General features: G+C 63.3%; 11 protein-coding genes and 1 tRNA gene. 2 read left to right on the top strand and 10 right to left on the bottom strand.

Going from position 1 to position 12,589, the window contains the following annotated elements; genetic code table 11:
* Positions 1 to 68: 68 nt before the first annotated feature.
* The 5 genes from LK535_RS04590 to LK535_RS04570 all read right to left on the bottom strand — a co-directional run bounded on the left by LK535_RS04590 (position 69) and on the right by LK535_RS04570 (position 2,398).
* Positions 69 to 142: transfer RNA gene (locus tag LK535_RS04590), tRNA-Gly, on the bottom strand.
* A 26-nt stretch (positions 143 to 168) separates the two neighbouring features.
* Positions 169 to 1,269, bottom strand: coding sequence for a tyrosine-type recombinase/integrase (locus LK535_RS16880; protein ID WP_227770676.1), 1,101 nt, complete (start codon positions 1,267 to 1,269; stop codon positions 169 to 171).
* Complete coding sequence (locus LK535_RS04580) at positions 1,266 to 1,520, bottom strand: hypothetical protein (protein ID WP_227770675.1); 255 nt, start codon at positions 1,518 to 1,520, stop codon at positions 1,266 to 1,268. The genes LK535_RS16880 and LK535_RS04580 overlap by 4 nt, the downstream gene beginning before the upstream one ends.
* A gap of 91 nt (positions 1,521 to 1,611) precedes the next feature.
* On the bottom strand, positions 1,612 to 1,809 hold the full coding sequence (locus tag LK535_RS04575; protein WP_227770674.1) for a hypothetical protein: 198 nt from the start codon (positions 1,807 to 1,809) through the stop codon (positions 1,612 to 1,614).
* A gap of 4 nt (positions 1,810 to 1,813) precedes the next feature.
* Positions 1,814 to 2,398: a recombinase family protein gene (locus tag LK535_RS04570; protein ID WP_227770673.1), complete on the bottom strand. Its 585-nt coding sequence runs from the start codon at positions 2,396 to 2,398 to the stop codon at positions 1,814 to 1,816.
* A gap of 168 nt (positions 2,399 to 2,566) precedes the next feature.
* On the opposite strand from LK535_RS04570, the gene LK535_RS04565 reads away from it, so the two are divergent.
* Positions 2,567 to 3,019 carry a hypothetical protein gene (locus tag LK535_RS04565; protein ID WP_227770672.1) on the top strand — a complete coding sequence of 151 codons (453 nt, stop codon included), beginning with the start codon at positions 2,567 to 2,569 and terminating at the stop codon, positions 3,017 to 3,019.
* 145 nt (positions 3,020 to 3,164) lie between these two features.
* Here the strand turns inward: LK535_RS04565 and LK535_RS04560 are convergent, their stop codons facing one another.
* Positions 3,165 to 3,632, bottom strand: coding sequence for a hypothetical protein (locus LK535_RS04560; RefSeq protein ID WP_227770671.1), 468 nt, complete (start codon positions 3,630 to 3,632; stop codon positions 3,165 to 3,167).
* Between the two features lie 607 nt (positions 3,633 to 4,239).
* Here LK535_RS04560 and LK535_RS04555 point away from each other — a divergent pair.
* Entirely contained in the window at positions 4,240 to 4,947 is a 708-nt protein-coding gene (locus tag LK535_RS04555; RefSeq protein ID WP_227770670.1) for an HAD family hydrolase, read from the top strand.
* Positions 4,948 to 5,063: 116 nt separating this feature from the next.
* Here the strand turns inward: LK535_RS04555 and LK535_RS04545 are convergent, their stop codons facing one another.
* The 4 genes from LK535_RS04545 to LK535_RS04530 form a co-directional block, all read right to left on the bottom strand.
* Positions 5,064 to 6,878, bottom strand: coding sequence for a DUF885 domain-containing protein (locus tag LK535_RS04545; protein ID WP_265333979.1), 1,815 nt, complete (start codon positions 6,876 to 6,878; stop codon positions 5,064 to 5,066).
* A gap of 142 nt (positions 6,879 to 7,020) precedes the next feature.
* Positions 7,021 to 7,983, bottom strand: a complete 963-nt coding sequence (locus tag LK535_RS04540) for a L,D-transpeptidase (protein ID WP_227771076.1) — start codon at positions 7,981 to 7,983, stop codon at positions 7,021 to 7,023.
* A gap of 59 nt (positions 7,984 to 8,042) precedes the next feature.
* Positions 8,043 to 9,296 (bottom strand): 2-oxoglutarate dehydrogenase complex dihydrolipoyllysine-residue succinyltransferase, encoded by a 1,254-nt coding sequence (odhB, locus tag LK535_RS04535; RefSeq protein WP_227770669.1) that lies wholly within the window; start codon positions 9,294 to 9,296, stop codon positions 8,043 to 8,045.
* A 134-nt stretch (positions 9,297 to 9,430) separates the two neighbouring features.
* Complete coding sequence (locus LK535_RS04530) at positions 9,431 to 12,406, bottom strand: 2-oxoglutarate dehydrogenase E1 component (RefSeq protein WP_227770668.1); 2,976 nt, start codon at positions 12,404 to 12,406, stop codon at positions 9,431 to 9,433.
* Positions 12,407 to 12,589: the final 183 nt, after the last annotated feature.

Here is a 12,589-nt window from a genome sequence, read left to right as displayed (position 1 = left end):
AGTCAATCAAGACCGATCGCCGCCTCGGCAGGCCAGATGCAGCAGAACAAGGGGTCGGGCCGAGGGAATGGAGCGGGTGAAGGGAATCGAACCCTCGTCGTAAGCTTGGGAAGCTTCTGCTCTACCATTGAGCTACACCCGCAAAGCGGCGGAAATCCGCCACTTCGGCTAATCGGCGGCAGCCTGTTTTACAAGCCGTTTTACCTCCGCCGCTTCGAGCCGCTCGGCCAATGCCACGATGCGCCGCTTGCGGTCAACATAGTGGTGCCGAATACTTGCGACCTGTGCGGGCGACCATGCGACGATCTCGGCCACCTCGCCGTCGTTCAAGCCGAGCGCGAACAGCTTGGTGGCAAGGGTGCCGCGAAGGTCGTGGAGATGCTTCAATCGTCCGTCGTCGGCACGGATGTCGAGACGCTTGACCGCGCTTGCAACCCTTCCACTCAACCCGTCGGTTGACCACGGGCGACCTCGCGAGTTCACCAGCACTGTCTCAACCCCATCGACCCGGTGGCGGCCACGAAGCTCTGCGAGCAGCGCCTGCGCTGAACCAACCAAGAGGACGATAGCGGTTCGGCGCTTGCCTCGGCTCTTCTTCTCCGCCTCCCGGACGATCATGTTGTCCTTGACCTCGCTCCAAGTCAGCGCGGCCAGATCAGCCGCGCGAAAGCCGGTGATCGCTGCCAGCCGCACAATGTCGCCGATGTGCTCCGGTGTCTCGGCAACAAAGCGTTCCACCTCTTCCGCCTCCCAGACGATCTCGGCTCGCTCGCCACCGCCATAGAGCTTCGGGACGCCCTGCGCAGCGTTGGAAGCCATACGCCCCCGGATCAGCCCCCAACCGAGCAGCGACCGCAGCACGCCAACCTGATAGTCAGCGGATCGAGGCGTGGATGCGCGTTCGTCACGCCATGCGATCACCTTCGCGCGCATCCGGGGATCGCTGACTACATCAAGCGGCACCTTGCCCCATCGATCCTCGATCCGGTCGAGGTGGTAGCCCCATTGCTTCTTGGTGTTGGGCGTGAGGCGCATCCATTCCGGGCTTGCCCGATAGTCGCGGATCAGCGCGGCGACCGTGTTGGTGGGCTTGGCCTCGACCGCCGCCTTCGCGGCATGGTATGCGCTCACCTCGGCGGCGGTCAGTGCCTTCGGGCGTGGCCCGCCGACCCGCACGCCGATCTGCTTCCCACCGCGCCATGCGTAGATATACCAGCGCTTGGTGTTGCCGGGACGACCGCTGCTGACGACATGGAGACCGGCGATCACAGGCGGTGCTCCCACTGGCCGAACTGATCGACTGGTTCGGCCAGTGCAGGAAGGGCGTTCGACAGGCTGACCGATCCATCTGGGCGGTAGGTGATCGACTGCGGATCAAGGCCGCTCATGCGCGCAGCCTTGACCATGCGCTGAACGGAGGCAGTGGAGGCGTAGGTCGTCGCGGACTTGCCGCGACGCTTCTTGGTTGCGGCGTCCGGGCTCCGACCGGCGGCAACATGGAGGGGAGTGATGTTCGTCATCCCCGAGTCTTACATCGGGGCGGTTCGAGTTCGCGATATTATTCTGCGTGCCCGGTGAAGTCGTTGAACTTTGTCTGGGAGCGCGCCAACATCACACAGTTCGCAGCGTAGACTGCGCCGCCGTTCGACTGTCATTTGCCGAGCGCAGCGCGTCCTGATAGGTCTGTGCCGCGCGCGACTTCTTGCGTTCGGCGTCCGCGATCTTCTTGCGGGCCTTCACGGCCTTCTCTGCTCTCTTCCGCGCCTTATCGGCGATGTCGCTCTCGGCAACAATATCTTTCCACCTCATGGACCTATTTATCGGCGGCCGAGCAGTAGCGCTTGACGGAGGCGACGCTGACGCCGAACCGGGTGGCGGTCGCGGTGATGCTGGCGCTGTTCTCCGAACGCCACGCGCGGATCGCGGCCGCGTCGGCGGCCATCGGCCGTCCCATCGAGACCTTGCCCCTGTGCGTGCGGCCGGTGGCGGCGAGCGAAGCGCGCGCGGCCGCGCGGCCGGTGTCGCAGCGCTCCTTAATCCGCTGGCGCTCCATGTCGGCGATCTGCGCCAGCACCGCGACGACGAGTTCACCGACGCCGCGACCGATGGGGCCGAGACCCAGCACATCGACGATCACGCCGCGCTCGACCAGCCGCCGCACCGTGGCCTGAACATCAAGGGCATCGCGGCCGAGGCGATCAACCGCCGTCACTGCCACGGTGTCGCCCTCGCGCGCGTAGTTCAGCAGCGCGGCGAAGCCGGGGCGCATGGCGGCAGGTGTCGCACCGCTCACCGCCTCGTCGATGAACTCCCTCTCGAACCCGCCGCCAAGCGCCTGACGCTGGCCTTCGATGCTCTGGTCCGAGGTCGAGACGCGAAAGTAGGCGAGGCGGGCCAAGAAGCTTCTCCGGTTCAGAAGATATGCTGCGCCTTATGAGCCATGTCAGAAGTCGTTGTCAATATCTTTTGAGCCAGTCAGCGCGTCGATTTGGGCATGGCTCACAAGGATCAAGTTCTGCGCCGCTGCTCTGCTTGCCTCCGAGCGACATTGGTGGTTCATTGAGGCATGGATATCGGTCTGCTCCGTTTCACCTGCGCGAGTGCGGCGATCTGGCTCACCGTGGCTGCGACTCCGGTTCACGCTTGCGCGGTGGTCGTGCCGGAGACTTGGGGCGCGCGCGAGATGCGTCAGGCCGCGAAGCGCGCCGTCGATAACGCCACGCTGATTGTTGATGGGGAGGTGATCCGCCCGTTCATACCCGGGAGGCAGACTGCGCTTGTTCGCGTGGCTCGCGTCTTCAAGGGGCAGCAACGCGTGGAAGTAGAGGTGGGTGAAGGTGATAGTTGTTCTATCATCCTTGATCGGCTGGGGCAGAAAAGCAGGATGATATTGATTGGCGGTCCATCGATATACCTGCTTCAGGAGGATCAATCGAACGCGCGCTATGAGGACCAGCTTCTTGGGTCCGACCGGCGTAAGGTGTGGCCCTTTGTTGAGGATCTGGAGCCCGCCAAGTAGCGCTCTAAATCTATTCAGCTTTCCTGATGATTTCAGGCATAGCTGCGCATTGCCCTTGGGGAAGGGCTCTTGCGGCTGGCGGTGAACCGGCCGGTGTCGCGACGCGCTGGATCAGCACCGCCCTCGACCGGCCGGGATAAGACGGTCAGTTCGGGCGGGGCAGGAAGATGATGTGGTCGCTGTGATCGCGGTTGGCGAAGCGCTTGGTAGCGTATTCGTGCCAGCCCTCCGCCTCGGTGATCGGCTCGATACAGGTCGTGCCGCCGGGGATCATCGCCACCCATGGGTTGCGCGGGTTCCCCGCCGCGAACAGCGCCTCGAAGCGGCCGTGGAGTTCCGGGGCAACGCGCACCGCCGCGTGGATGTGGCCGTTGTAGGGCAGCCCCTCCATGATTGCGACCATCCGCGTGCGGCGGACGCCGTTCTTCTCGTCGGCGAAGCGCGTACCGAGCAGCCGCCGGTCGAGGTTGCGGTGGAAGCGATCAAGGTTGCGCCGCAGGAAGTGTTCTCCGGCGTCGAACTTCTTGTTGTTCGGCTTCAGGGTGATCGCGTGCGAGTAGTTCTGGCTGGACAGAAAGTCTACCCAGCCGTGTCGTAGTTGTTGTGTGTTCATGTCCAAAGTATATATCAGGAAGATGACTTCGCGCGATATTCTCGTGATTTCGTCGGGCCAGCTTCGGCCGCGCGATGCGGTTTTACTCGCGTCTAATAAGTTATTGATGTAGTTGATGCGCGGAAGTGCCGGTTTTACATCACCAGCGGCGGATTTCTGGACTTCCCGAATACTTCGGAAGCTTCTGCTCTACCATTGAGCTACACCCGCTCATCAGCGGCTCTGGCAGGGCACTGCCATGTTCAGGGCGGCGGCGTCAATCCAAATGCAGCGTCGTCGTTGCACTTTAGCGGGCGGCTGGAATGGTCCGGTGCGTTGCGGAGAGATCCTGGGTCACAAGGCGCATTCACCGGTGAACTGACGGGTGCGATCGGCCTGCCGTCAGACCCACGTCAGCCAGGCTCAAGTCTGGAGCAGGTATCTGACGAAGTAACTCGATTTCTTGGGAGAGCATTGGCTACGCAGATGTTGCGCGCGCCGTTCTGGCCGCCGCTGCCCTGCTGTGCGCCCGCGCCATCCTTGCTTGTGAGCTGCAGCCCGCGCCTTAGCGGCTGGGCCCGCATCAGATAGGCTTGGCCAGCAGCCCGGGCCACACCTACAAGATGTCATGGCCATGAAGCTCATCCTGCTCGATGCCGACGACACGTTGTGGCACAACATGCGGCACTTCGAAGTCGCCGAGGCAGCCTTTGCCGATATGATCGGGACGTTTGCCGATGTTGGCATCGCGCGATCCACACTGGCCAAGGTCGAAGAGCGCAACCTGAAGCATTACGGCTATGGCGCGAAAAGCTTCACCCTGTCGATGATCGAAGCAGCGGTGGAGCTCGGCGGATCGGCGCTCCCCATCGAAAGCATCGCGAGGATCCTGGAGACCGGACGCGAACTTCTCCGTCATCCCGTGGAGCTGCTCGAGGGAGTGGGGGAGACTATCGAAGAGCTTGCCGAGATGGGCGACCTAGTCCTACTCACCAAGGGCGATCTCTTGCATCAGGAGACGAAGCTGGCGGCTTCTGGACTCGGTAGCTACTTTGCCGCTGTCGAGATCGTGAGCGACAAGACGGTGGACACGTTTAACCGCCTGTTTGCCCGACGCGGCGTCGATCCCGCCGGGGCGATCATGGCAGGGGACTCGCTGCGCTCCGATATTGTGCCGGCGCTGGAGGCAGGCGCCTGGGCCGCCTTTGTGCCGCAGCCCCTCGCGTGGAGCCACGAGCATGCTCCCGAGCCGTCCGACGCACCCCGGTACCGGCGCTTGTCACACCTGCGCGACCTGCCGGCTCTGATCGCGGACATCAATCAGCGCCAAGGTTGAAGGTGCCGAGCCATTGAACTTGCGGGCGCGAGCTGCGAACCGCGCAGCAGTTCGCGCCGACAGGGACGTACGCCGTATCCAAACGACGCACGTCCCTCGATCAAGCCACTCTGCGTTCAACCGCGCTTGGCAGCGATGTAGCGGTTGACCTGCTCCTCCAGCAGATCGAGCGGGAGCGCGCCCTGGCCCAGCACCGCTTCGTGGAACTCGCGAATGTCGAAGCGCTTACCCAGTTCACGCTGCGCGCGGGTGCGCAGTTCCACGATCTTGAGCTGGCCTACCATGTAGCTGGTCGCCTGACCCGGCCAGTTGAAGTAGCGGTCTACCTCGCGCGCGATATCTGTATCGGATACCGAGCTGTTGTTCTTGAAGTAAGCGATCGCCTGTTCGCGGGTCCAGCGCTTGGAATGAATGCCGGTGTCCAGCACAAGCCGGATCGCGCGCCATACCTGCAGCGAAAGCATCCCGAACCGGGTGTACGGATCCTTGTAGACGCCCATCTCGTCACCAAGCCGCTCGGTATAGAGGCCCCAGCCTTCCATGTAGGCGCCATACCCGCCGAACTTACGGAACTTCGGAATGCCCGTCAGTTCCATCTGACGTGCGATCTGGAAGTGGTGGCCGGGCGCCCCTTCGTGGACGGAGATGCCGGCTACCTGCACCTTCTGCGTCTGGTTCATGTCCACTAGATTGACGTAGTAGATGCCGGGGCGCGTGCCGTCTGCCGAAGGTGGATTGTAAAAGGCGGTCGACGCCGTCCCCTCACGCCATTTTTCCACGGCACGTACCTCGAGCGGTGCCTTTGGAAGCACGCTGAAATAGCGCGGTGCCATCTCCATGACTGATGCGATGACGGCGCGCGCATCAGCGAGATATTGTTCGCGCCCGGCATCAGTATTCGGATACTTCAGCTTCGGATCGGTGCGGATGTGGTCGAAAAACTGCTCCAGCGTTCCGGTGAATCCGACCTGGCGCTTAATCGCCTCCATTTCCTGCCGAATGGCTGCCACCTGCTTCAAGCCAATCTCGTGGATTTGATCAGCGGTCAGGTTGGTAGTGGTCGAGGTCTTCAGGCGATCTTCGTAGAGCGCGGCGCCGTCGGGCAAGCTCCAGACGCCGAAGTTGCCTTTTGACTTCGGCTCGATCTCATCCAGGGCGGCGAGGAGCACGTCGTATCCCCGCTTGAACGGGCCGGTAAGTGCCGCCTGCGCCTCAGACAGGAGCTGCTGCTTCGTCGCGTCAGGTGCGTCTAGCGCCATCACCTTCTTGCGGAAATCGGCCATCACCGTTGAGTCGGCGCCGCTGTCGAACGGCGCTCCCGTGATAACCTTTCGTGCGTCGCTACGAGCAGGTGCGAAATTGACCTTGTTCGGCACGATGCCCGCCGCGGCTTGCTCGCGCATGATGGCTGCCACTTCACCCATCACACGTTCCGTATCGCGCAGGCGGCCGACATAGGCCCTGGCGTCGGCCACGGTATCAATCTTGTGATTGTTGATCAGCAGGACGGGGATCTCGCCGGCCGGGCTGCCATTTGTCGACACAGGGAAGCGATGCTTGCGGAAGCGGAAGGACTCACGTCCACGCTGCACCTCATACTCGAACAGTCGATAGCTGACGCGCGCGCTCTCGCCGAGTTGGTCGGGTTTGAAGCGCGCCTTCATTTCCTTGAGCTGGCGTTCCGCCAAGTCGCGCGATCGAATCGCCGCGGCATCGGTATAGTCGTCGAGCCGGTCATAGTTGGTCTTGAAGCCCAACTGGGTTTGCGACTCCGGGCTGAGCGCCAGCTGTTCATCGTAAGCCGTATCGAGGAATTGCAGCAGCGCCGCATCCTGCTGGCCGGGCTGCGCGGCGACGGGGGCCGGTGCGGGCGCATTCCCCTGCACCAGCGGCAACATCGGCAAGAGCATCAGGGCAAGGGTATGGCGCATTGAAATCTCCTAAAACTCACTGCTTGTTACGTCGTGCGCAGCGACGCGCAATGCCCTGCGAAAGCGGGTCGAACAGTCGCCTCTTGGCCGCTGGGTCGGCGCGTGATTTGGTAAGAACTGGGCGTTGCCGCCGCGGAAGGACTTACTCGGGATCCGTCACTAGGACGGCCAGCTTGTTGCCGGTCCCGCTGGTTGCCAAGGTTTCCCTGGTAACGAGCATCGTCGTACCAGGAGTCAGCACCGCTTCCAGCTTTGACCGAAATTCATCGGGAACATGGCCTTTGGTGAGATCGTGGGTGGTCAGCTCACCAGTTGCGTTCAAGCCACCGCCCGGAAGCGGAAGGCGCAACCAGTGCGGTCCCTCGGTATCAAGGGCGCGCAGCGTGAAGGCCTGTGTTGCCGTAATCGGCTCATCAAGCACAACGGTGGCTGATCCGATCTGCTTGCCGTTGCGCAGCACGATGATCCTTTTGTCACGTCCGCTGACGATGATGGAAACGGGGCCAGTCGGCGCTCGCTCCGGATTCCAGCTATAGCGGGTCGGGCTCGCGTGCAGGTCTGCGTCGGGCGCCTTCATCGGGTTTGCCGCAGGCGACACCTCCGGCACGAGGGCGTCGTTCGTAATCACCACGGTCAGTCCCAGTTCGGTCACGCCATAAAGCAGCTTGGCAAACTCAAGCGGCAGACGAACGCAGCCGTGACTGGCGGGGTAGCCGGGGAGCGAGCCTGCGTGAAGCGCAATGCCGTCCCAGGTCAGTCGCTGCATGTAGGGCATGGGCGCGTTGTTGTAGAGGTTGGACTTGTGATCCACGCGCTTCTGCAAAATAGTGAATACGCCCGTCGGCGTCGCGTGGCCCGGCTTGCCGGAGGAAATCGTGCTGACGCCGATCGGCACGCCATTGCGATAGACGTAGGCGCGCTGTGTCTTCAGGCTGACGATCATCGTCACTGGCCCGGTTGGCGCGATCTGCGGCGCCCAAAAGAACTGGCCAGGCTTCAACCGCTCAATGGCGCCGGGCTCCATGATGGGTGCCGGGATCTGGGCGGGAGCGGCTGCTGCAAGGGCGAGAGCAGCGGAGGCAAACAACGGCACGAAACGACGCATCGACATGCCGGCAGACATAAACTCCCGCTGGCACTGGCGCCAGCGGGAGGTATCGGAGATCAGAGATCGATCAGGATGCGCGTCGGATCCTCGATGGCATTCTTGAGCGCGACCAGGAAGGTCACAGCCTCGCGGCCGTCGATCAGGCGGTGATCGTAGCTGAGCGCAAGATACATCATCGGACGCACGACAACCTGGCCATTCACCACGACCGGGCGATCCTCAATGCGGTGCAGGCCGAGCACGGCGGACTGCGGCGGGTTGATGATCGGGGTCGACATCAGCGAGCCGAACACGCCGCCGTTGGAGATGGTGAAGGTGCCGCCCTTCATTTCATCCATCTTCAGCGTGCCTTCCTTGGCGCGCTTGCCGAAATCGCCGATCGTCTTCTCGATGCCGGCGACCGACAGGTCCTGCGCATCACGGATCACCGGCACGACCAGGCCGCCCGGCGACGACACTGCCACAGAGATGTCGGCATAATCGTGATAGACGATCTCGTCGCCTTCGATCGAGGCGTTGACGGCCGGAATGTCCTTCAGCGCCATCGTCGCGGCCTTCACGAAGAAGCCCATGAAGCCGAGGCGGACGCCATGCTTCTTCTCGAATAGGTCCTTGTACTTGGCGCGGGCTTCGATGACCGCGGTCATGTCGACGTCGTTGAACGTCGTCAGCATCGCGGCGGTGTTCTGCGCATCCTTCAGGCGCTTGGCGATCGTCTGGCGCAGGCGCGTCATGCGCACACGCTCTTCCTTGCGGCCCGTCGATGCAGCGACCGACGGCGTCGGCGTAGCCGCAGGTGCAGCCGGCGGAGCAGCGGGACGGGACGACGCGGCAGCTGCGACGTCCTCCTTGGTGATACGGCCGTCGCGGCCCGTGCCCTTGATCGTCGCGGGATCGACGCCGTGCTCCAGAACCGCGCGGCGGACCGACGGGCTCAATGCAGCCGGCGCATCGCTATCGACCGGGGTTGCACCGTGATTACCATAGCCGCCGGCGACCGGGGCAGGGGCTTCCGACTTGGTGCTCTCCGCGGTGGCGGGCTGTGCCGCCGGGGCAGCAGCGGCGGCACCATCGCCAGCCTCCACCGTGGCGATCATCGCGCCGACCTGAACGGTATCCCCGACAGCGACGGCATGCTGGCCCATCACGCCCGCAATCGGGCTCGGCACTTCAACCGAAACCTTGTCGGTCTCGAGGCTGGCGATCGGTTCGTCGGCAGCGACCTTGTCGCCCGGCTGCTTCAGCCACTCGCCGAGGGTCGCTTCGGTGATCGATTCACCCAGTGTGGGGACCAGAACTTCGGTTGCCATTCCCGTTTCCTTCTGCCCCGCCATGCTTTGGGGCCCAGTTACGAGGCGCGTCTTGGATCACGCCTCGCAAGATCAACATTAGCCTGCCCTCCGTGGCTTCCAGGCGTCGCCGGAAGCCACGGCACAGGACGCTCTCAGCTCGCCGCCTTGCCGGCCTTCTTCGTCGTCTCTGCGGAGCGCGTGCGACGGATCTCCTCGCGCACGCTGTGCCCAAGCGCATCGGCGATCAACGCGCCCTGTTCCGCCTGGTGCCGCTTCATCAGGCCAGTTGCCGGCGAAGCTGCGGCGGCACGACCGGCGTAGCGTGCACGCTTGATCGAGCAGCCGGCGTCACCAAGCGCTTCCTCGATGAACGGTTCGACGAAGAACCAATAGCCGTTGTTGCGCGGTTCTTCCTGTGCCCAGACGACGTCTTCCAGGTTCGGCATCCGCGCGATCCGCTTCGCCAGCGCTTCCGTCGGGAACGGATAAAGCTGCTCGATGCGCACGATCTGCGTGGTTTCGTCGCCGGCAGCGTCTCGGGCCTCGATCAGGTCATACGCGACCTTGCCCGTGCACAGCACCAGCCGCTTCGTCGCTTCGTCGGACGGTGCCGACGGATCTGAGAGGATCCGGCGGAAGTGCGTGTCACCGACAAAGTCCGCCGCAGAAGAGACCGCCAGCTTGTGGCGCAGCAGTGACTTAGGCGTGAAGATCACGAGCGGCTTGCGGAACGGGCGGTGCATCTGCCGGCGCAGCAGGTGGAAATAGTTTGCCGGGGTGGTGCAGTTCGCAACCTGGATATTGTCCTGGGCGCAAAGCTGCAGGAACCGCTCCGGCCGGGCGGAGCTATGCTCCGGACCCTGACCTTCATAGCCATGCGGCAGCAGCATCACGAGACCGTTGGCGCGCAGCCACTTGGCCTCGCCGCTCGCGATGAACTGGTCGATCATGATCTGCGCGCCGTTCACGAAGTCGCCGAACTGCGCTTCCCACAGCACGAGGGTCTTCGGATCGGCCAGGGCATAGCCATATTCGAAGCCGAGCACGCCATATTCCGACAGCGGACTATCGAGCACTTCGAAGTGACCGTGCTCGATGTTCGAAAGCGGCACGTGGCGCTTTTCGGTATTCTGGTCGACCCAGACGGCATGACGCTGTGAGAAGGTGCCGCGGCCTGAATCCTGACCGGACAGGCGAACGCCATAGCCTTCCGACAGAAGGCTGCCGAACGCGAGTGCTTCGCCGGTAGCCCAGTCGAAATTCTCGCCGGTCGTGAACATGTTCCGCTTGGCCTCAAGCACGCGTGCCAGCGTCTTGTGGATCGCCAGGTCTTCCGGAACGCTCGTCAGCGTCCGGCCGATCGAGTCAAACAGCTTCTGCTCGATACCGGTATCCACGCTGCGTCGAGCCGTTTCGGCATCAGCAGGCGCATGCAGACCCGACCAGCGACCGTAGAACCAGTCTGCCTTGTTCGGCTTGTAATTGGCGCCAGCTTCGAATTCGCCCTCCAGAACGGTGGTGAACTGCTTGACGTTCTCATCCACCCACGCCTGGTCCACGACCTTCTGCTCGATCAGGCGCTTGCCGTAGATCTCGCTCACCGGCGGGTGATTGCGGATCGCCTTGTACATCAGCGGCTGGGTGAAGCCCGGCTCGTCGCCCTCGTTGTGACCGAACCGACGATAGCACCACATGTCGATCACGACATCGCGGTGGAACTTCTGGCGGAACTCGATCGCCATCTTGGTGGCGAAGGTGACGGCCTCGGGATCGTCGCCATTGACGTGGAAGACGGGCGCCTGGACGCCCTTCGCAACGTCCGAGGGATACGGCGAAGAGCGCGCGAACTGCGGACTCGTCGTAAAGCCGATCTGGTTGTTGATGACGAAGTGGACGCAGCCGCCGGTGTTGTACCCTCGAATACCGGAGAAGCCGAAGCACTCCCACACGATGCCCTGGCCGGCAAAAGCGGCGTCACCGTGGATCAGCACCGGCAGGGACTTGCTGTGTTCGCTAAGGTCACCCGCGATCGTCTGAATTGCGCGCACCTTGCCCAGCACCACGGGATCCGCCGCCTCGAGGTGCGACGGGTTCGCCACGAGCGACATGTGGACCTTCACGCCGTCAAACTCGCGGTCGGTGGAGGTGCCGAGGTGATACTTCACGTCACCCGAACCACCGATATCGTCCGGGTGTGCCGAACCGCCGGCAAATTCATGGAAGATCACGCGCAGCGGCTTGCCCATGACATTGGCGAGCACGTTCAGGCGGCCACGGTGGGCCATGCCGAACACGATCTCGTTCACGCCGGCCGCGCCGCCATACTTGATGACGCTTTCCAGCGCCGGGATCATCGCTTCGCCGCCGTCGAGGCCGAAGCGCTTCGTGCCGACGTACTTACGGCCGAGGAACTTCTCCCACTGCTCGGCCTCGATGACCTTGTTCAGGATCGCCTTCTTGCCCTGGGGCGTGAATTCGATCGCCTTGTCCTTGCCCTCCATGCGCTCCTGGAGGAAGCGGCGCTCCTCGACATCGGCGATGTGCATGTACTCAAGGCCGACGTTGCCGCAGTAATTCGCGCGCAGGATGTCGACGACCTCACGGATCGTGGCCCATTGCAGGCCGAGCGTCCCACCCATGTAGACAGGGCGGTCGATGTCGGCTTCGGTGAAGCCGTGGTATTCGGTGCGCAGGTCAGCCGGCAGCTCGCGCTGCGTATTCAGGCCGAGTGGATCGAGGTTCGCTGCAAGGTGGCCGCGCACGCGATAGGTGCGTACCAGCAGCTGAGCGCGAATGGCGTCGCCGGCCGCGCGGACGATTTCTTCCTGCGACAGAGCAGGCGCGGGAGCGGCAGCCGGGGCAGGGGCGGGCTTGCCCTTTGACGGCTTGGGCGCTGGCTCCATCTGCGTCGGATCAAGCGCGGCGGTCAGATCGTCGGTGCTGGTCAGCGGCCACCGCTCGTTGCGCCAGCTCGGCCCTGAGGTGGCGGTTTCCAGCCCCTCGAAGAACCCGCGCCAGCCCGGCTCGACGCTGTCGGGCGAGGCCTTGAAGCGCGCATAAAGCGCATCGATGAACGCTGGCGATACGCCGCCGGCGATGTCCGAGAAATCCTGACCTTCGTAGCCCATTGCCTACTCCACTCCCTCTCTCCCGAACGCAGGAGAGAGGGTTGCGCAGACCAGGATCCGACTGACCCTGGTCGTAGCTGGGAGAGAGGTGAACGGTATCGCAGAAGCCGTGCGGGCCTGCGGCTCGCTCAACCCCTCTCCAAGTTCGTCCAAGCAACGAGTTGCCGGGACTTCGTATCCCCT

It is taken from the genome of Sphingomonas sp. IC4-52, assembly GCF_020707225.1.
Lineage (GTDB): Bacteria > Pseudomonadota > Alphaproteobacteria > Sphingomonadales > Sphingomonadaceae > Sphingomonas.
This window is presented reverse-complemented; position numbering and strand designations above follow the sequence as displayed.

What these genes read in the sequence shown, in the direction of transcription:
- LK535_RS04540 (WP_227771076.1), bottom strand. Translation starts at nt 7,983, where the DNA reads ATGCGTCGTTTCGTGCCGTTGTTTGCCTCCGCTGCTCTCGCCCTTGCA.
- LK535_RS04580 (WP_227770675.1), bottom strand. Translation starts at nt 1,520, where the DNA reads ATGACGAACATCACTCCCCTCCATGTTGCCGCCGGTCGGAGCCCGGAC.
- LK535_RS04565 (WP_227770672.1), top strand. Translation starts at nt 2,567, where the DNA reads ATGGATATCGGTCTGCTCCGTTTCACCTGCGCGAGTGCGGCGATCTGG.
- LK535_RS04530 (WP_227770668.1), bottom strand. Translation starts at nt 12,406, where the DNA reads ATGGGCTACGAAGGTCAGGATTTCTCGGACATCGCCGGCGGCGTATCG.
- odhB (WP_227770669.1), bottom strand. Translation starts at nt 9,296, where the DNA reads ATGGCAACCGAAGTTCTGGTCCCCACACTGGGTGAATCGATCACCGAA.
- LK535_RS04575 (WP_227770674.1), bottom strand. Translation starts at nt 1,809, where the DNA reads ATGAGGTGGAAAGATATTGTTGCCGAGAGCGACATCGCCGATAAGGCG.
- LK535_RS04545 (WP_265333979.1), bottom strand. Translation starts at nt 6,878, where the DNA reads ATGCGCCATACCCTTGCCCTGATGCTCTTGCCGATGTTGCCGCTGGTG.
- LK535_RS04555 (WP_227770670.1), top strand. Translation starts at nt 4,240, where the DNA reads ATGGCCATGAAGCTCATCCTGCTCGATGCCGACGACACGTTGTGGCAC.
- LK535_RS04560 (WP_227770671.1), bottom strand. Translation starts at nt 3,632, where the DNA reads ATGAACACACAACAACTACGACACGGCTGGGTAGACTTTCTGTCCAGC.